The following is a 22,238-nucleotide window of genomic DNA, read 5'->3' as shown; positions in this document are numbered from 1 at the left end:
AGGGTTTTTGGTTGTTGGTTGTTGGCGCCAGGGGTCGCGGCTTCGCTACCGGTCGCGTGTGACGATGTAGTCCGCGATGGCGCGCAGGGCGTCGGCGCGCGGACCGAAGGGCGCGAGCGCCGCATTCGCCTCGTCGAGCAGCTCCCGGGCGTAGGTCTTCGCGCCGTCCAGACCCATGACCGACGGAAAGGTCGTTTTGCCCGCGCCGGCGTCGGTGCCGGTGCCCTTTCCGAGCTTTTCGGCATCGCCCTCGACGTTGAGGATGTCGTCGGCGACCTGAAACGCAAGGCCGATCGCCCGGCCGTAACGCCCGAGCGCCGCGATCTGCGCCTCGTCGCCGCCGCCCGCGACCGCGCCGACGGTCACCGACGCCGCGATCAGCGTCGCGGTCTTGTGAAAGCAGATGTCGCGCACGCGCGCGAGATCGATCTCCTTGCCGGTCGCATCGATGTCGATGGCCTGCCCGCCGATCACCCCGCGCCAGCCGATCGCATCGGCCAGCATCGCAATCGCCCGCGTCGCTCGTTCGTGCGCGATGCGGCCCTCGGTCGCCTGCCGCGCGACAATCTCGAACGCGATCGACAGCAGCCCGCACCCGGCGAGCAACGCCATCGCCTCGCCATACACCTTGTGGTTGGTGGGGCGGCCGCGGCGAAAGTCGTCGTTGTCCATCGCGGGCAGGTCGTCGTGGATCAACGTGTAGGTGTGCATGAGTTCGAGCGCCGACGCCGCGGGCAAAGCCAGCTCGATGTCGCCACCCACCGCCTCGCACGCGGCGAGGGCGAGGATCGGGCGCACGCGCTTACCCCCGGCGAACAGGCTGTAACGCATCGATTCGACGATTCCCCCGAATAAATCCGAACGCAGGTCCATGACCTGTTCGAGGTGGGCGTCCACCCGGTCGCGGCGCGAGGCGAGGTAGGCGCGCGCGTCAAACTCGGAGGGCGGGCGCGTCATCCCGCGGTATCGTCGTCGGCATCGTCATCGGTCGCGTCGTCGTCGCTGTCATCGTCCGACGCGTCGTCGTCCGTGTCGTCGTCGGCGTCATCATCCGATCCCGCGCCGGGATACGCGACCTGGAACATGTCGGTGTCGAAGCCCTTGATGCAGCCTTTTTCGTGCGTGGCCACGACCTGAAAGTAGACGTTGCACACGCCTTCCTCGCAAATCTCCGACCCGGCGAAGGAGCGCAGATAGCGCTTGCCGTCGGAATCGGACTGCACGAGGTCGTACGCCACGCCGGTGCCGCGCCCGTCCGACGTGAACAGATCGGCGCGGATGCCCTCGACGCGCGTGTTGGCCGATTTGTCCTTGAGCATCACGAACAGTTCGAACTGCGTGTCCGGTCCGCCGTTCGGCGGATAGATCTGCCAGTCCTGAAAGCTCGGGCACTCCTCGGGCGTTTTCGATTCGCTGCCGCACCCCGCGGCGGCGACCGACGCGACGATGACGAGCGCACAAGCGACGATGGCGTGTTTCAACGCGACTCTCCGGGAAAATTCGGCGCAAGTCTGCCAACGCCCCCCCGGAGCGTCAAGCGGCGGCGGACCTCGGCTGTCGCACTCGTATTCAGGAAACGGCTCTCGGGGAGAGGGTCGCCGGCCGGAGTTGGAATGTCCAGTCCGGGTTGAATTGGGGTCATTTCACGGTCCGTTTGTTTTTCGCGACCAACCGGTACTTCTGCAGACGGCTATTCGGCTTGTCGGGGATCGTGAAATCGATTGCTCCGTCATCGAGGAGCTTTCGGATCGCCCGGTTCAGTGTGCCAGTGACCGCTTTTTTACCGAGACCACCAGCGATTTCCGCTTTGGAGAGGGGGCCAGCATTCAGAACCAATTGGATCCGGTCGAGAAGTGACTCTGCCACTGACTCTGCCACTGACTCTGCCACCGACTCTGCCCCAACTCGCTTTTGAGCATCGGCCCCGGGCCCGATCGGCGCTTTGAACGTGACGATCAGGAATCCGGATTCCTCGCGGAACGTCGGCGGGCCAAGCCCATACTTTTTACATTCGGCGATGACCCGATTCGTGCCGCGCCCCCAAGCTTCAATCGCCCCGATCCGATGGAAAGTCTGGGCGATCCGGGCATTACGCAGCTTGGACAGGTGCGGCCCGGACAGCATGTCCACGGTGATGCCCGGCGGCAGCAGACCCGAACTGACGATCTCGATCCGGTCGTCGAAAACCGCGATGGCGACGTAGCCCCAGGACGGCGCGTAATCGCGGTGGATAATCGCATTAAGCAGGATCTCACGCAGCGCCTCGGGCGGTACCGGCAGCCGATCCTCGCGCAGAATTTTTCCTTTCGGGAAATGGGAGGCCAGCGGAAGAATCCGGTCGAAAAACGCCATGCCCTCCCGCATCATGGTGAAGGCGTTCATTTGCTCCTGCCGGTTGTGCAGGATATCGCCCGTAATCTTGGTTCCCCGGAAGCGGCCCGTCTTCAACAGCAGTTGCGGGTAGTTGGCGGAAAACCTTCCCGTTCCGAAAAGCACGAGCGCGGCCTGCGTTATAACGCCATCCTTCCTCAGTTCGAGGCGATCCAGGATGTCGCCGATGTCCATGCTGGTTCCGGCGGAAATGCTTCGCTGACGGATGGCTTCGTCGCGGACGCGAAGGATCTCTTCATGATCCAGGTCGTCCAACCCGGCTCCCACCGCGGGCTGGTTCTCCCAACGCTTCGACGGGTGCAACTGGAACGAGAGCAGGTTCTCGTAGGTGTTTTTCGCCATCCGCTGGGTCGTCGCTCCCGACCGCGTGTACGCCCGACCGTCAAACGTGTACGGACCGTCGCCTCCGGGGGTGGTCACCACGATCACCGCGTGCCCGTTCGCCAGGTCGACAGTTTCCAGCGTGGGCGTCACTTGCGGCTCGATCTTGCGGAACTCATTGGCCAGATCCTCGAGCGTCGTTGCGGAAACCTGCTGCCCGACGACTACGCCCCGGTTCGTGACCCCAAAAAGAACATGGCCTCCGTTGCCGTTGAGCATGGCGCAGACGGTCTTGGCCGCCTCCGTCCGCTGACCGGTGGACTTCTTGAATTCCGCGCTCTCCGATTCACCGCCGGCGATGAGATTTTGAAGTTCCACGTCGTTCATGGGGAGGTGCTAACACCTCGGTCATGAGGGGTCAACTTTGTCGTCGATGGAGGTTGGGAACCCGCGATCACATCACCGATCGCGGCAACTCGGCCGACTCTCGGGAACGCGCCGGGAATGCGGCCTTGGTCGCCAAGTCCACCCAGCCCCGACGGTTCGAATACGGACTCTTTCCGATTCTTGTGTACTCGCGGCGATTTTCGTCTATAATCCCCCTTGCGTCGCGGGCGATTTGTCGCGTCGCGCGAAAAAAAGCCGTATGCACGATGCGTGGATGAGCGTCACCGGTCCGGATTCGCCGCGGAATTGCCGCGCGCCGGACGGGAGCGTGGCGCCATGAAACGAGTATCCTTCCGCGTTCTCCTTCCCCTGATCCTGTTTTGTCTTTTCGCCGCGAGCGCCGCGGCCGAGCCGATGTGCTGGACGCGCATCGACGGCACGGGCTTCTTCGTGGACGCGCCGCCTTCCGTCGCCCTGTCCCCGACGCAGCAGGCGCGCATCGGGCGGATCATCGACCGAAACGCCCGCGAGGCCGACGTCATCGGCGCGCGCATCGACGACATCGACGACCGTCTCGACGCGGGATCGACCGAAGCGGCGGCGCTGGAAACCGAGCGCGAGGCCGAACTCGCGCGACAGGACGAACTCGGCTCGGCGACGTACGCCGAGATCGAGGCCGAACTCACGCCCGCGCAACGCGATTACCTGCGCACGCACGCCATCGGCCCTTGCCTGAGCGAACCCGCGCCGCCGGAACCGCGCGTGGTGGTCGAAAGCACATCGACGCCGATCACCTTCGTGTACGGCGGCTGGTGGTTCCACCACACGCACCATGTTTGCCACGGATATTGGTGGCACGGTCACGGCTGGGTGCGTGGGTGCCGTCATCACGCGGTGCATCACAGTCCTCGCCACCGCCATCACGACGGCCGCGGTCACCGCGATCATGGCGGAAGACACCACCCAGATTCCGATCGGGATCGCGACCATCGAGACGGGCGCGACGACCGCGTTGATCGACACGATGGCGGCGGGAACGGCAACGGCGGACGTGTCGAGGGTGACCGTGAGCGCGTGGACCGGATTCAACGCGACGCGGTGAAGGACGTTCGTCCAAGTCGGCCGCGCGTCACCCGCGAGAGCGGTCGATCGATCACGCGCGCCCGGGAAACCGCCGCGCGGCCGGTGCCGGGCCTCGTCGCCGCGAACGATGACCGGGAACGCAAGGCTGATCGCGTCCGGGCGAAATCTTCACCCAAGGCCAAGAAGCTGAAGAAGAAGTAACGCGACGCGGGGGCGGCCTCTCGCCCTGCCCCATTCTCGGTTTACGCCGCCGGGGCGGTGGGGTATCTTGCGCCGAACCGACCGGAAAGACGCCGTGGAACCGGTCCAGGGCGGCGGTGTCTATCTCCGGGCATGGAGCTGATCTTGAGCGCAGGGGTCCGAGACCCCGATGCGGAGGCGGTGGAACGCGTCCGCGCGGGGGAGCACGAGGCGTTCGAGGCGCTGGTGGGGCGTTATCAACGGCCCATTTACGCCCTCGCGTACCGCTACGTGCCCAATACCGCCGAGGCGGCGGACCTGACGCAGGAGATCTTTGTGCGTGTCTGGGAAAAATTGGCCTCGTTTCGCGGGGAGTCGAAGTTCTCGACCTGGCTGTTCCAACTTGCCGGAAACCACTGCAAGAACCGGCTGAAATACCTCTCGCGCCGCCGATACTACCAGCACGACTCCATGGATGCGTTGCCCGACGAGGACGAAGAGCGGCCCGTCCGGCAGTTCGCCGATCCCGCGCGGGGGGCCGACGAGGAATACGATTCGCGGCGCATGCAGGTGCTGGTGCGTCGACTGATGGCCGAGCTGACCGAGGAATACCGTCTCGTCCTGTTCATGCGGGACGTGGACGACATGGATTACGAGGACATTTCCTCCGCGACGGGGCTGCCGCTGGGCACCGTCAAGAGCCGGATTTTTCGGGGCCGCGCGGAACTCGCCAAGCGGTTGAAGAAGGCTCTGGGCGACGACCCGTTCGCAAAGGCACTGAATTAGGGACCCGGGATGATGTCGAACGAAGACATGATGTTGGACGAGGATTTGGAAATCTGGCTCGCGGAGTACGTCGAGGGGTCGCTCCCCGAGACGCACGCCCGCCGCGTCGAGCAGTGGCTCGCCGCAAACCCACATCTGGTCGCGGATGTCGAGGCCGCGCGTTTCGCCCACGAGGCGGTGCGCGATCTGCCGTCGCCGTCCCCGCCGATCGAGCTGCACGAGCGCATCCTGCGCGCCACGTCGCGCCGCCCGAGCCTCGCCGCGCGCATCGCGGAATGGTTCGCCGCCGTGCCCTCGCCCGTCTACGCCTCCGCGATGATCGCCATTGTCGCGGGGATCGTCGTCTACACGCAGTTCTCGGGACAGGTCGCCGAAAAGGGCGCGCTGCCCCTCGAAATCGAAACCGTCACCGTTCACGACGCGATGCTCGCCGACAAACCGGCCGAGTCCGCGAAGAAGAATGAGGAAACGCGCGTCACCCTCGTCGTCCCGGAGCGCCCCAAGGCCGAGGCGGCGACGAGCGAAGTCGCCGATCCCGCGCCCGAGGCGCCCTCGCCCGCGACGCACGAATCCGCGGACAAGCTGTTCGCCCCCGTCAACATGCTCGGCAAGAAGAGCGACGCCGCGACCGCGACGAAGGGGACGGGCGAAACGGCCGTCGCCGGGAAACTCACGGCGGCGCCCGCCGCGGCTCCGGAGCAGCCCGGGCTGGTGGGTGGAACGATGGGACCCCGAACGGGCGAAGTGGCCGGTGGGGGCGGTGGCGGAATTACCGTGGGCGCGATCGGCACCGTGTCGCACGGAGCCGTTGCCCAACCGATCGCCGAGAAAGAGGCGAAAGTCGCCGAAACCGCGCCGCGTCCGGCCTCGCCGCCGCGTGACGACAACCGCGTCGCCGCCAAAAGCGAAACGGCAAAGAGCGAGGCGAAGAAGAAGGAAGCCGCCAAGGACGACGCGCTCCCGGCTCCCGCGCGCCCCGCTCCGTCCGCGCCGCCGCCGGTCATGGCCTCCGCGCCTTACGAAGACTCGCCCGGCGCATTCTTCGGCGGCATGGATCGCGGTATGGCGGTGCAGCCCGTTTCGTCGGGATTCGTCACCTATGCCGACGACGAAATGAGCATTCCGCCCTACATCATCGACGACACCACCGACGACCGCGACGAGGCCGACCTCGAAAACGAAGCGCTCACCGAGGAAGAGGAGGCCGCGACGGGCCTCGCCTCGCGGATGCAGCCGACGGGCTATGGTACGGGCGCGCGCGTGCTCGGCGCGGTTCGCACCGGCGGCGAGGGCCAAGGCGCGGGCCGGGGCGCGGGCCGGGGCGCGGGTGCGGGAACCGCGTCGCGGAGGGTCGAGCGAGTCGAGGCGAAGCCCGACGAAGGCCGGCTCGTCGAAGCGGCGGTGATCGCCGAGTACGAAGGTCAGTATTCCGGCTGGACGCGCGCCCAGCGACTGCTCGTGCGCGACGAGGCGTCTTGGGAGCAGCTCTGGGCCCGCGTCCACACGCCGCTCGCGTCGCCCCCGCCGCTGCCGCCGGTCGATTTTGCGCGGCAGGTCGTCGTCGGCGTTGCGCTCGGCAGTCGGCCCACCGGGGGATTCTCCGTGGACATCGTCGGCGTCAAGCGCGTCGGCGACCGGCTGATTGTCCGACTGCGCGAGACGCAGCCCGCGCCCGGATCGATGGTCACCGAGGCGTTCACGCAGCCCTACGCCCTCGTGGTCGTGGACCTCGAAGGCCCCGTGCCCGCGGGCCTGCGCGTCGAATTCGCGCGCTGACACAAAACCCTCAACCCGCCCAAAACCGGACGAGTCTCCACGCAACTCCAGCGCAAACGCGAACGCGAGTGACGGTTTTCCGGAATTCTTCTTTCGCCGCGAGATCGAACCAATTGACAATGTGGTTGTCATAATGACAAATTGATTGTCATGACGTCCGCCGAGAAACTCTTCGATGAAGTCCGCCTGCTGTGGCACGCGCTCGTGAAATCGGGCGAGGAGATCCATGCCGACGGCACGATTTCCCCCGGCATACGCGCGGTGCTCGAGCACGTGGAACGGCACGGACCGGCCTCGGTGCCGCACATCGCCCGTGCGCGGCGCGTCACCCGACAGCACATTCAGGGACTGGTGAACGACCTCGTCGCATCGGGTCTGGCCCGGATCGAGGACAACCCGGTCCATCGGCGTTCCGGCCTCGTTCGGTCCACCGACGCGGGAACCGCCGCGCTGACGAAGATGCGTCGGCGGGAAGCGGAATTTCTCGCGAGCCGCGGTTTGAACGTGAACTCAGCGAAAATCGAACGCGCCGCGAAAACTTTGCGGCGCGTTCGAGAGCGGTTGGAGGCGACGGCGTGAGCGGCGTGCGCGACGCGGACCGCGTGCCCGCGAAGTCGCCGTCCGGTCGTCAATTCATCGTCGCCATGACCCCGTAGTGATCGGACAGGCGTCCGTCCGCCGTCTCGCCGGCGATGTCCACGACCTCGTCGAAGATGCGCTCGGCGGTGAACGCGGCCGACGCCGCGCCGCCGAAGAGCACGTGGTCGATCAACACCGAGGTCGCGTCGCCCGTCAGCGGATTCTCGTTGCAGAAGGTGCACTCGGGCACGAGTTCAACAAACGGCGCGCGAAGACCCGCGCCGACGAGCGCGTTGTACGTGTCGAGGTAGGTCGCCGTGTATCCGTCGCCAGACGGTCCCGCGTTGAAATCGCCCATCACCACCGCCGTCTCGGCGCCGGCGCGAGCGTCCACCTCGTCCACGATCGCGAGCGCCTGCTGCAGATTCTCGTCGGCGAAGCTGTCGTATTCGCCGAGGTAGGGCAGCGGCTCGACCTCGACGGACAGGTGCGTGCAGAACAGGTGAACGGGCGCGGCGTCAACAGTCACCTTCGCGTAGAGCACGACGCGCGTGATGAGAAAGAACGACAGGTCGATCTTCTGCGCGTCCTCGAGTTCGTACTTCGACAGCAGCATCACGCCGTTCTCGCCGCTGTACTGGCGCGGCGGCGGGCCGGGATTCGTGCACACGTCCACGATGTCGTCGAGCGGCTTGTCGATATTCGCCGCGAGGCACGCGAAGCACCACTCATTGGGCAGGGCGGCCAATTCGGCAATGCAACTGAAAACCATGCAGTCGGTGAACTCGGCGCCCGACAAGCCGTCGCAGTTCGTGCTCGCGCAGTCCTGCACGTCGGTCAGGTCGTCGCAGGGGGCGGGTTCGTCGGGCATGGCGAGCCAGTCGTCGCCCGAATCGTGGCGGTACTGATACGGGAAATTCGCCTCGGCCGCCGCGCCGATCGCCGCCACGTCCTCGTCGGTCCACACCTCCTGCAGGCACAGCACGTCGGCGTCGTCGTACGCGGCCAGCGCGTCGCCGATCAGGCTCACGCGTTCGTCGGCATACGGCACGTAGCCGTGCGCGAGCCCGGCGTTGAAGGTCGCGGCGCTGATCGTCGGCCCCGCCGCATCGTCGTCCATGTCATCGTCGGCCATATCGTCATCCGCGTCGTCATCGGCATCGTCGTCCGATGCGCCGCCGGAGTCGTCGTCATCGTCGCCGCCGCAGCCGGAAATCGCCAGCGCAGCCGTCACCACCAACGCGAAAAGCCGCCACCACATCGCCGTCTCCTTGTCACGTGTCCGTCAATTGTAGGCGACGCCGGACGGGAAGGGAAGGAAGATTTCGTGCGTTGCGGGCTATGCGGGCTCGAAAGGAAAAAAATCGGGGCGCGAAACCCGATCGTTCGCGCCCCGTCTCAGGAGGGAGTCAGTTTCCGCTCAGCAGCCGCACCCACCGCTACCGGAGCCCGGTCGCTCGCCGTCGACATCGCTCGGCGCGTCGCCGGAGTCGTCGGACGCGTCGTCGTCGGTCACGTCGTCGTCGCCCGGATGGATGTCGTCGTCGGCATCGTCGTCGACATCGTCATCGGCGTCGTCATCCGAATCGTCGTCGGCGGTGTCGTCGTCGGCGGTGTCATCATCCCCGGCATCGTCATCCGCCGTGTCGTCGTCACTTGCGTCGTCATCGGCTGTGTCATCGTCCGTCGCATCGTCGTCGCCGGCGTCGTCATCGGAATCGTCGTCGGCGGTGTCGTCGTCGTCGTCGCCGGTGTCGTCATCGCTGTCGTCGTCGCCGGTGTCGTCATCGCTGTCGTCGTCGCCGTCCGGGATCGTCGTGGTCGTGGTGGGTTCGGTCGTCGTCGTTGTCGTCGGTTCAACCGTGGTGGTCGTCGTCGGCGTCGTTGTGGTCGTCGAGGGTGTCGTCGTTGTTGTGGTTGTGGTCGTCGTGGTCGTCGTGGTCGTCGTCGTGCAGTACTGGCGCACGCCGCGAATCGCAAAGGTTCCCTCGAAGCCGTAGTCGTCGGTCGGCGACCATCCCGTGGGAATGCGCACCCAACTATTGAAGTCGAGCAGGTCGGTGTCGAGGCCGACGTAGTTCGTCCCGCCGTTCCCCGCTTTCTTGAGTCCGACGCACCAAGAACCCGAATGAATTCCCGCGTCGAGCTCGGTGACCGCGCTGAAGTCCACGTCGTTCCAGTCGCCGATCACCGGCGTGAACGCGGGCGACGTGAAAATGGCGTCGCCTTCGGGCGGGCCGTCGCCGTCGGGGTCCACGTACACCACCCACGCCATCGCGCCGCCGCCGCTGGAATCGGTCAGGTAGACCGACGCCTCGTTGAGGTACGAGGGATACGCATCCGGCACGAAGCACGTCACGATCGGTGAGGTGCCGTTGTTGATCTGGAATTCGCCCTCAAAGGTGCCGTCGTCGATCAGGAAGCCGGGATCGTCCGGCGGACAGACCACCTCGCTCTGTGCGGAGGCGACCCCCGTCGCGAGCGCCGCGCAGGCGATCGCCGCTCCCGCAACCGCGATCCATATCCGCATCCCGATCCGCCGATGCTCAACGTGCAAGAACTTCATCTCCACCCCCCGGCCTTGACATGCCCCTCGCAAAATCGACGAAGAAACCCGGTGACCGAAATTCTCGCCAGGTCACCAGCTCCGTCACGCAGCTTGCTCTATACCGGCCAGTTTTCTTATGTCGGGCCGAAATGTCAAGAAAAATTTTATCTCTTCTAAAAATTTGCCGATAACCAAGGGTATTCCGGGCTCGGTCGGCGGAAACCGGCCTTGATGACCTGAATCGCTATTCAGTCATCGTCGTTGTTCCTCGGCGATCCGGGAGGTTGAACCCTTCATCCGCCCGCGGCGCTTCGTTTTTTTCTTCCCAAATGTGGGCCTTTCGCGGCATACTGCGCCACGCGCGTTCGCGCCCTTCCCGTTTGACATCGACGCACTTGAGGAGAGGCCATGCCGGATCTCGTTCTCGCCATCGACCAGGGCACCACGGGCAGCACGGTTCTGATCATCGACACGAAGCTGAATGTCGTCGCGCGCGGGTATCAGGAGTACCGCCAGATCTATCCGAAACCCGGCTGGGTGGAGCACGACCCCGCGGACATCTGGGGCTCGGTCGAGGCGGCGCTTCGCATGGCGCTCGCGGCACCGGGCATGAGCGCGGAGCGCATCGCGGCGATCGGCATCACCAACCAGCGCGAAACGTCGATCGTGTGGAACCGGCGCACCGGCGCGCCGTACCACAACGCGATCGTGTGGCAGTGCCGACGCACGGCGGACATCTGCCGCGAGATGAAGGAGCAGGGTCTCGAAGACTTGTTCGCGCGAAAGACCGGTCTGCTGCTCGATCCGTATTTCTCGGGCACCAAGGTGCGTTGGCTCTTCGAAAACGTGGATGGCCTCGAGGCCGAAGCGCGCGAAGGGCGCGTCGCGTTCGGCACGGTGGACACGTTTCTCGTCTGGCGGCTCACCGGCGGCGCGCACGTCACCGATGTGTCCAATGCGAGCCGCACGCTGATGCTGAATCTCGAAACGCTGAACTGGGACGGCGAGCTGCAGGAACTATTGCACGTGCCCGGCAACATCCTGCCCGAGGTGCTCGATTCGAGTCACATCTACGGGCATACGAAGGGTCTTGCGACGCTGCCCGACGGCATCCCCGTGTCGGGCATCGCGGGCGATCAGCAGGCGGCGCTCTTCGGTCAGGCGTGCTTCGAGCCGGGCATGGCGAAATGCACCTACGGCACGGGCAGCTTCACGCTCATGAACACCGGCGCACAGATCGTCCACTCGAAGCACCGTCTGCTCACCACCGTGGCGTGGCGCGTGCGCGGCGAGACGGCGTACGCGCTCGAAGGCTCGTGCTTCATCGCGGGCGCGGCGGTGCAGTGGCTGCGCGACGGTTTGAAGGCCATCCCCGCGAGCCGCGATGTCGAATCCCTCGCCGCGTCGGTGCCCGACTCGGGCGGGGTGGTCTTCGTTCCGGCGCTCACGGGCCTCGGCGCGCCGCACTGGAACCCCGACGCGCGCGGCGTGATTTGGGGCCTCAACCGGGGCACCACCACGGCGCACATCGCCCGCGCGACGCTCGAAGGAATCGCGTGGCAAAACTACGAGGTCTTCGAGGCGATGGAGCGCGACTTCGGCCAAAAAATGACCGTTCTGCGCGTCGACGGCGGCGCGAGCGCGAACGACCTGCTCATGCAGTTCCAATCGGACATCCTGCGTTGCCCGATCTCGAGACCGACGAACGTGGAGACGACAGCGTTCGGCGCGGCGTTCCTCGCGGGTCTCGCGGCGGGGGTCTGGCGCGACAAGGACGAGGTGACCGCGGTCTGGCGCGAGGACCGGCGCTTCGCGCCGAGCATGGCCGACGCCGACGTCGCGCGGCATCTCGACCTGTGGCACGAGGGCGTACGGCGGGTGTAAGAATTTCGGCGCGCGGAGCGATTTCGGCGCGTGTCGCCGAGGCTCAGGGCTTGTTCAGAATGTCGTGCGGGCCGATCCGGCGAAACCGATAGAATTCGCCGTCGATCTCGAATGTGAAGCGATAGCCGCGTGAAATCTTACCGCGCCAGATGTCGCGATGCCCCTGCATTTTCTTGATGTCGAGGGACGGATGTCGGGGGTTGGTGAACAGAAGCGCCACCTGCTCCCAGAACGCATCCTTCACCGATTGCGGCAGCCGCGCGTAATCCTTCTCGAATGCCGCGGTTCGGCGAAACCCCTTCATTCGGATTTGCGGGATTTCGACTTGGACCGGCGGGCCGCGTCATCCAGATCGGCCCGAAATTCCTCGACGGAATAGAATGGACCCGCCACGCGTCCGGCTGCGATGTCGGCGTCGGCCTCCGCTTCCATCGCCTGCCATTCCTTCGTGTGGAACCACGCGTCCTCGGCATCCACGACGGCGGCCTTACGCACGACGATGGCATTGTCCCGAAGCTCCGCATTCACGAGGTCGCCTTCGCGCAGCCCGAGCGACCGGCGAAACTTCGCGGGCAGGGTAATGACGCCGTTGCGAGTGATTTTGAGAACCGAACCCATGATCATCGTCTCCGATGCAGCGAAATTCGCTAATTCCCAATATACGGAATTCGCTGATCGCGTCAAGGTTCGAGGAATCGTCGAAGGCAACCGCGTTTCGGACGAGCTTCGTCGATGCGCGCTCCTTTATGCGAACAATAACCGTACAAACACTCTTGGTGCGAGGCGTTCGGAGGGAGCCGGATCGGATCGATTCGTCGGAAATTCGATTCCTTCCACAACGAACCCGGCAACGGTTCTCCTCGCCGCGTCGCCGGTCGAAACCCCCGGAAATTCCCGTCTTACGAGTCGATTCGCGTGTTGACACGCCCCGGCGATTCGCGCACAATGCCGTGGCCTCTGAATGAGGCATCATTCAGCGTGTCTTGTCATTGGGTTTTTCACAATTGGCGATGACGCCCCTTGGGATCACGGAATTTCGAAACCGGGACCCATAGGATGCGTCCCAAGGACGCTCAAGCACCTGGGGAGGAACTGATCATGGCAGAGGAGAAGAAGACTATCACGTCGATGAGCCTGGAAGACCGCGTCTTCGAGGTTCCGCCGCTCTACCGCGAGAAGGCGTACATCAAGTCGTACGACGAGTACAAGAAGATGTACGACCGGTCGATCTCCGATCCGGACGGCTTCTGGGGCGAGATCGCCGAGGGCTACTGGTGGGCGAAGAAGTGGGACAAGGTCTACGGGTCCGACTTCAACAAGGTCGACATCAAGTGGTTCACCGGCGCGAAGACCAACATCACGGTCAACTGCCTGGACCGCCACCTCGAAACGCGCGGCGATCAGGTCGCGTACTTCTGGGAAGGCAACGACCCGAGCGAAGAGCGGCGGATCACCTACCGCATGCTCTATGAGGACGTCTGCAAGTTCGCGAACGTGCTCAAGGCGCACGGCGTGAAAAAAGGCGACCGCGTTTCCATCTACCTGCCGATGATTCCCGAGCTGCCCGTGGCGCTGCTCGCCTGCGCGCGCATCGGGGCGATCCACAGTGTCGTGTTCGGCGGATTTTCGGCCGAGGCGCTGCGCGACCGCATCCTCGACTCCGGCTGCAATGTCGTCGTGACCTCCGACGGCACCTTCCGCGGCAAGAAGCCCGTCCCCCTGAAGGACGCCGCCGACGAAGCGATCCGCCTGTGCGCCGAGGCCGGCCACAAGGTCGACACGATGTTCGTCGTGAAGCGCAACAACGAGCCGGTGACCTGGTTCGACGGTCGCGACCACTGGTATCACGACGAGTTGGCGAAGGTCGCCCCGGTCTGCGAGCCCGAGATCATGGACGCCGAGGACCCGCTGTTCGTCCTGTACACCTCGGGATCGACCGGCAAGCCCAAGGGCGTGCTGCACTCCATCGGCGGGTACATGGTCTACACCGCCACGACATTCAAATACATCTTCGACTATCACGAGGGCGACATCTTCTGGTGCACCGCCGACATCGGCTGGGTCACCGGGCACAGCTACATCGTGTACGCCCCGCTGGCCAACGGCGCCACGCAGGTCATGTTCGAGGGCATCCCGACCTATCCGGGCCCCGACCGCTTCTGGGCGATCTGCGCCAAGTACAAGGTCAACATCTTCTACACCGCGCCCACGGCCATCCGCGCCATCGCCAGCCAGGGCGAGGAGCACGTGAAGAAGCACGACCTGTCGAGCCTCAAGCTGCTGGGCACGGTCGGCGAGCCGATCAACCCCGAGGCGTGGATCTGGTACTACAACACCGTCGGCGGCGGACGCTGCCCGATCGTGGACACCTGGTGGCAGACCGAAACCGGCGGCATTCTGATCTCCCCGATGCCCGGCGTGCGCGGCATCAAGCCCGGCTCGGCGCAGCTCCCCTTCTTCGGCGTCAAGCCGGTGGTCGTGCGTGAAGACGGCAGCCCGGCCGACACGAACGAGGGCGGCTATCTGGTGATCGACCAGGCCTGGCCGGCACTCATGCGCACTGTGTACGGCGATCACGAGCGCTTCAAAAACACGTACTTCGTCCAGATGGCCGGCCGCTATTTCACGGGCGACGGCGCGCGCGTCGACAAGGACGGCGATTTCTGGCTCATGGGACGCATCGACGACGTCATCAACGTGTCGGGCCACCGCATGGGAACGGCCGAGGTCGAATCCGCCCTCGTGTCCCACGCGTCGGTCGCCGAGGCGGCGGTCGTCGGTTATCCGCACGAGATCAAGGGCCAGGGCATCTACGCCTACGTCACGCTGAACAAGGGCGTCGAGAAATCCGAAGCCCTGAAAAAGGAACTCGTCGCGCACGTGCGCAAGGAAATCGGCCCGATCGCGACGCCCGACATCATCCACTGGGCCGATTCGCTGCCCAAGACGCGCTCCGGCAAGATCATGCGCCGCATCCTCAAGAAGATCGCGGCCAACGACCTGACCAACATGGGTGACACCTCCACGCTCGCCGACCCCTCGGTCGTCGATACGCTGGTGTCGACCCGGTAATCGTGCTCCTGCAAGTGCTTGGCGTTGGGGCGGGCTTCGTGCCCGCCCCTCTCTTTTTTAGGGCGGGGTCGGTGGTCGCCGGTCGAACCGGGGAGCGGACTCCGGCGCGCCGAAACCGATACGACCGCATGGGCAGGGGTGAGGGCTTTCGCCGGTTATGCTATGTTCGCCGCATGACATCTTTCCGAATCATCTTGGCGGTTCTGGCGTTGTGCGTGTTCGGAGCGTGCGGTGGGGGATCGGACAATTCCGGCGATGCCGCGGACGACGACACGACTCCTCTCGACGACGACATGGATGACGACACGTCCGACGATGATGCATTGGATGACGATGTGGCCGACGACGACACGTGGCCGCCGCTGCCGGACGACGACACGTCGGATGACGACTTCGATGACGATGCGGACGACGATTCCGACGACGATTTCGATCCGCCCACGCCCAATCCCGACGCGCGGGCCGATGCGTTTCGGCTGTTCTACAAGGAGCGCTCCGCGCGCGTGAATCTCTCGCTCAACCGTTTCGCGCTTTCGGGCGACGCGGTGGCGGCGAACGCGTTTTCCGGCGCGGCCATCGCGAAGTCGGGCGACGACTGGGAGGTGGTGGCGGGTCCCTCGGACAACAACCCCTTCGGTAAAACGCTCTACTCGACGTGGAAGCTCTATCAGGCCGTTGGCGGGCGCGATCTGGAACTCGCGCTCATCCGCATGTTCGAGGGCGTCGTGTTCAACGAGGCCGTGTCGGGCCACCCGGGGCTCACGACGCGCGAGGCGTTCCCCGCCTGGACGCGCACGATGGACGGCATCGGCGACGCGATCTCGCGCACGCGCGACGGCGCGCCCGTCAGCGGTCCGGTGACGTACGACGGCGATCTTGAGCAGGAAATTCTCGACACGTTTTACGACGGGGTTTCGTTCGTCTATCGCGAGAACCCCGAAGAGTGGATGTTCAACCACAAGCCGATCAACGCGCTGACGAGCTACGCGACCACCTACGTATTCGATGAGCTCGATCACGATCCGCCGTTTCTGCGGCAGTCCGATTGCTGCTCGTCGTTCATGATCACGCAGACCGGGCCGTGGACCGGCGCGATCTGGGGCAACCACAACTCGCGCGACAACTTCACCGACTACGCGATGGGTTTCATCGCGGCGTTCGAGGTCGAATCGCTGGACGGCGTCACACCGGATCTGGCGGCGGCGGCGCATCGCGCGGCGGAAGCGGCGCGGCGCGTCGGCGACAACGTCGTGGCCCACGACAACGTGCTCGTGACCGTGGACGAATGGCACGACTACGACACGCTCACGCCCGCGGGCGCGATGAACCCGGACGGCGAGGTGGAGTGGCAGGATCTGGGCAGCCTCGCGTCGTGCCAGATGGCTTACGTGGCGCACGCGATTTCGACCGACGGCCTGTCGTGGCCGGTGCCGACAACGCCGCTGCCCGGCGCGATCGAAACCTCGCTGCTGCGACAGCTTTTCGACCTGCTCGGCATCAGCCCGCCGCTGCCCCTGCATCAGTGCAACGGCATCGACGACGCGTTTGTCGGGCTGACATGGGGCGATCTGGTGGACGCCGAGATTTTCGGCATTCCGCTGTGGGACGCGGCGGATCTGATCGCGACGCTCGCGCCCGACCTGTTCCCCGAACTGCTCGGCGGCATGATGGACGACTTTTCCGAGCTCATGCTCGGCGCGGTCAACCTGTGCGCCTACGCCCGCGCCGTGGGCGACGACGAACTCTACGACCACGCGCGTCAAACGCTCGGCAACTTCGTGGAGATCGAAAAGATCCTCGCGCGCCTCGTGTACGGTGTTGTGGCGAAATCGTCCGCCGGCCCCGACGACGAGCGCGTGCGGGAACTCATCACCGCCACGAACGACTTGCTCTACAACGGCGCGCTTTACGCGCGGATGTTCGGCATCGATTCCCCGCTGGAATATTTCGAGGGATTCTCGCGGGGCAACGCGGCTCTCGGCGGCGTCGAGGGGCTTCTGAATCTCGCGGACACGGCCGCGTGGGCGCTGCTCACCGACGACGAAATCGCCGCGCAGATCGAGGCGCGGCTGGTGGCGATTACCGACCGCGCACCGTGGCGTGTGCAACGCTACCGCGATCGGTTCGGATACACCTATCCCGTTCGCCGCGCGGGCGACGGCTACGAGTGCATCGGTCCCGACGACAACTGGATGCCGACGGAAAACGCTCGCCACGTGGCGTTCGGGCTCGCGCCGACGAGCGTGTGGTTCGAGGCGACGCTGTGCGTGGATAATCCCATAACACTCGACTGCGCGTGGGCGCGGCTCGGCTGCGCGCCGCCGGATCTCGACGACAGCGGCGGCGTGGACGCGACGGACTCGGTCCTCTTCACGCAGGCGTGGACCGACTTCGGCGAGGGCGCGTCGTGCTCCGCGGGCAACGCCTGGTGCGACGGCGCGGATCTCGATCAAGGCGGCACGCTCGATGCCGACGATCAGGGCTACATGGACGCGGCGCAGGGGTGCGTGATCTGAAATTTTCTTGAAGCGGGGGAGCGGTGCGATGAAAGCACGGATCGGCGTGTGGATTTTCGCGGCGGCGATGGCTCTCGCGTTTGCGGCGTGCGGATGCGGCGACGATGATGACAACGACGACACCAGTCCGGTCGACGACGACACGGCGGACGACGACTCCGACGACGACGATTCGGCGGGCGATGACGACACGTTCCCGCCGCTACCCGACGACGATGCTGACGACGACGCGCAGACCGGCGACGTGATCGTTTACGAGAGCGGCGACGATCTCGTGATCGCGAACAACCTCGTGTCGGTGCGTTATCACCGTTCGGTGGGCCGTTATTCCGTGCTTGACGGCGACGGCGTGGTGGTGATCGACCGCGCCGAGTCGCTCGCGCAGTCGAACGTCATGGCCCCCGCGCACAAATGGCGGACCGGCGCGATGACGCTCGCGAACTGGACTTCCGGCGACTACACCTGCGCGCTCGGCGACGGCATGCAAATCGCCCTCACCTTTGCGGCGCCGCGCGCGGGCGAGCCGGAACTCGTCGTCTCGTTCGCCCTGCTCGACAACCAGAGCGCCGTGCTCGCCGATATGCGCGTCGCCAACACCACCGGTGACGATCTGAAGGTCGGCTCGATGTACGTGGTGCTCGCGGGTCCGCCGGCGGGGAGGTTGATGTTCGGCGAGGATCGCGACCTGCGTTTCTTGGGCAACGGTACGCTGACGTTTCTCGAGTTCATCACGCCGATCTTTCCCGGCACGACCCCCGCGCTCGCGAACTGGAGCGCGCTCATCCACAACCCGGTGACCGGCGACAATATGCTCGCGGGGTATCTCTCGTTCGAGGTCGGCTACCCGGTCGTTTTCATGGGGCCGCGCTCGGCGGGCGGACCGGGGCAGGTTTTCCACGCGACGAGCGAATACGATTTCGCCAAGACGCTCGCGCCGGGCGATGACCTGGCCGCCGAGACGCTCATCATCGACTTCGGGCAGGCGACGCCCTTCGACGCGCTGGAGCTTTACGCCGATCGGCTCAAGGCGTGGAACCACATCACGCTCTGGACCGAGCGGCATCCGGAGATTGGCGTGCCCGCGGGCTGGAACTCGTGGAGCGGCAGCGGATCGTCGGGCGGCTACGGCACCAACATCAACGAGACGATCATCGTCGACAACATGGATTTCGCCGACCGCGAACTGCGCCGCTGGGGCATGAACTATTTCCAGATCGACGACGGTTACGCGCTCGTCGGCGACTGGACGCCGTACGAAGACCGCTTCCCCGATCACGGCGATCAGAACGGCATCGAGTGGCTGCTGGCGCGCGCGAACAGCCTCGGGTTTCAGACGGGTCTTTGGGTCGAGGCGTTCAACGCGCGCACCGACGCGCAGATTTACGCCGATCACCCGGACTGGTTCGTGGGGCCGTGGCTGTTCGGACTGCTCGGTGTCGATCCGCCGAGCCTCGACATGACGAATCCCGAGGTGCAGGCGCATCTGGCCCAGTTGATGGAAAAATTCCTCGACTGGGGCGTGCAGTGGGTCAAGCTCGATTTCGCCTACCGCGCGCCGATGAGCGCGGGGTGGTACGAGCCCAACACCACGCGCGGCGAATTCTACCGCGAGGGCGTAAAGATCATGCGCGACACGCTGGGGCCGGACGTGTTCCTGCTCAACGTCGCGATCACGGGCTGGAACGTGGGGCTCGTCGATTCGATCCGTCTCACCCTCGACACCATGCCCTCGTGGGACGGCGAGCATCCCGAGAGCCCTGTCGACAATCAGGGCCTCAAGCCCATGTACCGCGACTCGGTGCGCAAGTACTGGTTCCACAATCGCGTGTGGGTGAATCACCCGGACCTCATCTTTTTCCGCGCGCACGAGGACACGAATATCCAGCCGCTCACGAAGAGCGAGTCGCTCACCTTCGCGTCGGCGGTGGCGCTGCAGGGCGGGCTGGTGAAGATCGGCGACCGGCTGGTGGATCTTTTGCCCGAATGGGTGGACGGCTACCGGCGCATCATGCCCGTCTACGGTCAGGCATGCCGACCCCTCGATATGTTCGAACGCGATTTTCCCGAAGTCCTCTCGCTGCCCGTGCCCGATTTCTCCGAGCCCTATCACGTGATCGGGTTGCTCAACTGGGGCTCGAATCGCGACCTGACCTCGCCGATGTTTCCCGAGACGCCCGACGACGATCACGTGATCGGCATCGATTTCGCGCGCGCCGGGCTCGACGAGGATGCCGAATATCACGCCTACGAATTCTGGACCGAGCAATACCTCGGAACGGTGAGCGGCGAACTCGCGCTGGAGGTGCCCGCGCACACGCCGCGCGTGGTGGCGCTGCGCCCCGTCGCGGATCATCCGCAGTTTCTGGGCACGAACCGCCACGTGCTCGGCGGCGTCAAGGTCGTGCGCGACGTGGAGTGGGACGACGGCGCGCAAACCCTCACCGGCACGCAGGAAGCGTCGGTGGGCACGGCCTTCGCGCCGTTCGCGTTTCATCTGGCGTTTTTCGTGCCCGACGGATTTGCGTTCGACGACATCGACTTCGACGCGCCCGCGGGGATCTCGGTCGTGGACGAATCCACGGCGCTCACGCCCGCGACCGGCGGGCAGGTGCTCGACGTGTTTTTCGCGATCGAGGAAGACGCGCCACCCGCGCCGGGAGATCCGTTCCGCGAAATTTCATGGACGCTGGGGTTCTGAGTCGGCCATCGGTTCCGGCGAAGCGGGAAGCCGGCGCGCGGATTGCTCCCGTGTGCAAACTCCACTAAACTCAACATTGCGTCATGTGGGTTATTCCTTTTATGCCGAGCGTGTGACGAGGCGGGATTGCCCCGTTCCTCCCAAATTCTGAACGCCGTCGAGGCCGCGGCTTATCTGCGCGCGCACGTCGAAACCGTCCGCCGATTGGCCAGGCGGGGCGCGATTCCCTCGTTCAAGGTCGGGAAGGACTGGCGGTTTCGCCGCGAGGATCTGCGCGCGTTCATCGAATCCGCTAGGGCGAAGGGCGGCCGCCGCAACAGCGCCGATCCGCGGGAACTTACGCGGAAGTTGCGCTACGAGATCCGGGAGCGGCGCCGCGTCGAGGCTTCGCTGCGCGAGAGCGAAAAGCGTCTGCTTCTGATCGCGAACAACCTGCCGGTCGGGATGATCTATCAAATCATCCGCGAATCGGACGGCACGCGACGTTTCACGTTTCTCAGCGGTGCGGTCGAACGGCTGCACGGATGCACGGCCGAGGAGGCGATGTCGGATGCGGCCCGGATTTACGGGACCGTGGTGGAGGACGACCGCGACCGCGTGATCGCCGAGGAGGAACTCGCCCTCGAAGCGTTCAGCATTTTTCAGACCGAGGTGCGGATTCGCCGACCGTCGGGCGAGATCGGCTGGTCGTTGTTCGCTTCGAAGCCCCGGTGGATGAGCGACGGGGCCACGTGTTGGGACGGACTCGAGATCGACGTCACCGAACGCAAAAAGGCCGAAAGCGAGCTGCGCGCCAGCGAGGAGCGCTATCGCCACCTTTCGCTTCACGACAGTCTGACGGGGCTGTTCAACCGGGCGGCGTTCACCGAACACCTGATCGTCGTGGAACGCGATTTTGACCGTTACGCGCCCGTCAGCATCCTCGTCCTCGACGTGAATCGCCTCAAGCTCATCAACGACACCATGGGCCACGCCATGGGCGACAATCTGCTGGTCACGGCGGCGGACGCGATCGGACGCATCCTGCCCCCGAACACCAGTCTGTTTCGCACCGGCGGCGACGAGTTCTGCGTGGTCGCGTTGCACACGAAGCTCGAAGACGCCGAGGCGCTGCGGGATCGCATCACCGAGTCGGCATCGGTCGCGGAACACGGGCCGGCCATGTTGGGGCTCGGGTTTTCGATCGGTCTCGCGTGCTCGGATCAAAATCCCGGCATGAACGTCTTCGAGATTTTTCAGTGCGCCGACGACGACATGTATCACGACAAGCTGATCCGCAACGGCAGTTCGATGAGCCACATCGAAACGCTGGTTGCCGCGCTGGACGCCCACGATTTCGGCAGCCAGGGGCATCTCGAACGGGTTGCGCGAATCTCCGAAGCCATGTCGGAACGCCTGCACCTTCCCGACGCGCAGCGAAAGAACCTCGTCCTGCTCGCCCGGCTGCACGATCTGGGCAAGGTCGGCGTGCACGGCAAGATCCTGCACAAACGGGGGCCGCTCTCCGAACAGGAGTTGTCGGCGATTCGCGCCCACGCCGAGATCGGGCACCGAATCGCGGCCAGATCACACGACCTGGCCCGGGTCGCCCGGCTCATTCTCCATCACCACGAAAATTGGGACGGTAGCGGGTATCCGCTCGGACTGCGCGGAGAGGCGATCCCGCTGGAGTGCCGCATCCTCCGCATCGCCGACGCATTCGACGCCATGACGAGCGTACGCCCCTATCGGTCCCCGCTCTCTTTCGCAGAGGCGATGGCCGAGATCCGCACGCAGTCGGGGGCGCAGTTCGATCCGGCCCTCGCGGTCATTTTTCTGGACCTGTTCAACGATGAGGACGTGGCCGCGCGGATCCTCGCCGGGGACGTTCACCACGCGTGAGCCGGGCACGCGGTCCGGACCATTGGGCGGTGGCTTTCGCACCGGGGGCGAATGCGCCTAAAATACCGGCTCGATTCGGGCGAATCACAGGAAGGCAACGCGAATGACAACGATCCATCGCGCAGGCGGCGCGGAT

The 22,238-nt window shown here is 65.2% G+C and carries 16 protein-coding genes; 9 read left to right on the top strand and 7 right to left on the bottom strand.

The genetic code is table 11. The annotated features are described in order from the left end of the window. Nucleotides 1-45: 45 nt before the first annotated feature. The 3 genes from IT350_11475 to IT350_11465 all read right to left on the bottom strand — a co-directional run bounded on the left by IT350_11475 (nt 46) and on the right by IT350_11465 (nt 3,099). The gene (locus IT350_11475) at nt 46-957 is read right to left on the bottom strand and encodes a polyprenyl synthetase family protein (protein MCC6158662.1); all 912 of its coding nucleotides are present in this window, start codon (nt 955-957) and stop codon (nt 46-48) included. Next, nucleotides 954-1,481 carry a hypothetical protein gene (locus IT350_11470; protein MCC6158661.1) on the bottom strand — a complete coding sequence of 176 codons (528 nt, stop codon included), beginning with the start codon at nt 1,479-1,481 and terminating at the stop codon, nt 954-956. Before IT350_11470 ends, IT350_11475 begins: the two co-directional genes overlap by 4 nt. A gap of 157 nt (nt 1,482-1,638) precedes the next feature. After that, a complete protein-coding gene (locus IT350_11465) occupies nt 1,639-3,099 on the bottom strand; it encodes a putative DNA binding domain-containing protein (protein MCC6158660.1) in 1,461 nt (486 codons plus the stop codon). Between the two features lie 336 nt (nt 3,100-3,435). Here IT350_11465 and IT350_11460 point away from each other — a divergent pair, with 336 nt between their 5' ends. The 4 genes from IT350_11460 (at nt 3,436) to IT350_11445 (ending at nt 7,503) form a co-directional block, all read left to right on the top strand. Next, complete coding sequence (locus IT350_11460; GenBank protein ID MCC6158659.1) at nt 3,436-4,383, top strand: hypothetical protein; 948 nt, start codon at nt 3,436-3,438, stop codon at nt 4,381-4,383. 144 nt (nt 4,384-4,527) lie between these two features. Further along, entirely contained in the window at nt 4,528-5,148 is a 621-nt protein-coding gene (locus IT350_11455; GenBank protein ID MCC6158658.1) for a sigma-70 family RNA polymerase sigma factor, read from the top strand. 12 nt (nt 5,149-5,160) lie between these two features. Further along, a complete protein-coding gene (locus IT350_11450; GenBank protein MCC6158657.1) occupies nt 5,161-6,924 on the top strand; it encodes a protease complex subunit PrcB family protein in 1,764 nt (587 codons plus the stop codon). Between the two features lie 150 nt (nt 6,925-7,074). Further along, nucleotides 7,075-7,503: a MarR family transcriptional regulator gene (locus tag IT350_11445; protein ID MCC6158656.1), complete on the top strand. Its 429-nt coding sequence runs from the start codon at nt 7,075-7,077 to the stop codon at nt 7,501-7,503. Nucleotides 7,504-7,552: 49 nt separating this feature from the next. Here IT350_11445 and IT350_11440 read toward each other — a convergent pair whose 3' ends face one another. Both IT350_11440 and IT350_11435 read right to left on the bottom strand, forming a co-directional pair. Further along, nucleotides 7,553-8,764, bottom strand: a complete 1,212-nt coding sequence (locus IT350_11440) for an endonuclease/exonuclease/phosphatase family protein (protein MCC6158655.1) — start codon at nt 8,762-8,764, stop codon at nt 7,553-7,555. A gap of 159 nt (nt 8,765-8,923) precedes the next feature. After that, nucleotides 8,924-10,069 (bottom strand): hypothetical protein, encoded by a 1,146-nt coding sequence (locus IT350_11435; GenBank protein MCC6158654.1) that lies wholly within the window; start codon nt 10,067-10,069, stop codon nt 8,924-8,926. A gap of 390 nt (nt 10,070-10,459) precedes the next feature. Between IT350_11435 and glpK the strand changes: the two genes are divergently transcribed. Continuing rightward, entirely contained in the window at nt 10,460-11,935 is a 1,476-nt protein-coding gene (gene glpK / locus IT350_11430; protein ID MCC6158653.1) for a glycerol kinase GlpK, read from the top strand. A 43-nt stretch (nt 11,936-11,978) separates the two neighbouring features. On the opposite strand, the gene IT350_11425 is transcribed toward glpK, so the two are convergent. Together IT350_11425 and IT350_11420 are read right to left on the bottom strand one after the other, a co-directional pair. Beyond that, on the bottom strand, nt 11,979-12,239 hold the full coding sequence (locus IT350_11425; GenBank protein MCC6158652.1) for a hypothetical protein: 261 nt from the start codon (nt 12,237-12,239) through the stop codon (nt 11,979-11,981). Then, nucleotides 12,236-12,553: an AbrB/MazE/SpoVT family DNA-binding domain-containing protein gene (locus IT350_11420; protein ID MCC6158651.1), complete on the bottom strand. Its 318-nt coding sequence runs from the start codon at nt 12,551-12,553 to the stop codon at nt 12,236-12,238. Before IT350_11420 ends, IT350_11425 begins: the two co-directional genes overlap by 4 nt. A gap of 510 nt (nt 12,554-13,063) precedes the next feature. Between IT350_11420 and acs the strand changes: the two genes are divergently transcribed. The 4 genes from acs to IT350_11400 all read left to right on the top strand — a co-directional run bounded on the left by acs (nt 13,064) and on the right by IT350_11400 (nt 22,102). Next, nucleotides 13,064-15,007, top strand: a complete 1,944-nt coding sequence (gene acs, locus IT350_11415) for an acetate--CoA ligase (protein MCC6158650.1) — start codon at nt 13,064-13,066, stop codon at nt 15,005-15,007. Nucleotides 15,008-15,180: 173 nt separating this feature from the next. Beyond that, nucleotides 15,181-17,523, top strand: coding sequence for a hypothetical protein (locus IT350_11410; protein MCC6158649.1), 2,343 nt, complete (start codon nt 15,181-15,183; stop codon nt 17,521-17,523). Nucleotides 17,524-17,551: 28 nt separating this feature from the next. Further along, nucleotides 17,552-20,221, top strand: coding sequence for an alpha-galactosidase (locus IT350_11405; protein ID MCC6158648.1), 2,670 nt, complete (start codon nt 17,552-17,554; stop codon nt 20,219-20,221). A 126-nt stretch (nt 20,222-20,347) separates the two neighbouring features. Next, complete coding sequence (locus tag IT350_11400) at nt 20,348-22,102, top strand: diguanylate cyclase (protein ID MCC6158647.1); 1,755 nt, start codon at nt 20,348-20,350, stop codon at nt 22,100-22,102. The last annotated feature ends 136 nt before the right edge of the window (nt 22,103-22,238 follow it).

Source organism: Deltaproteobacteria bacterium (genome assembly GCA_020845895.1).
GTDB lineage: Bacteria > Lernaellota > Lernaellaia > JACKCT01 > JACKCT01 > JADLEX01.
The sequence above is the reverse complement of the archived record's forward strand: the minus strand, read 5'-3'. Positions and strand labels throughout refer to the sequence as shown.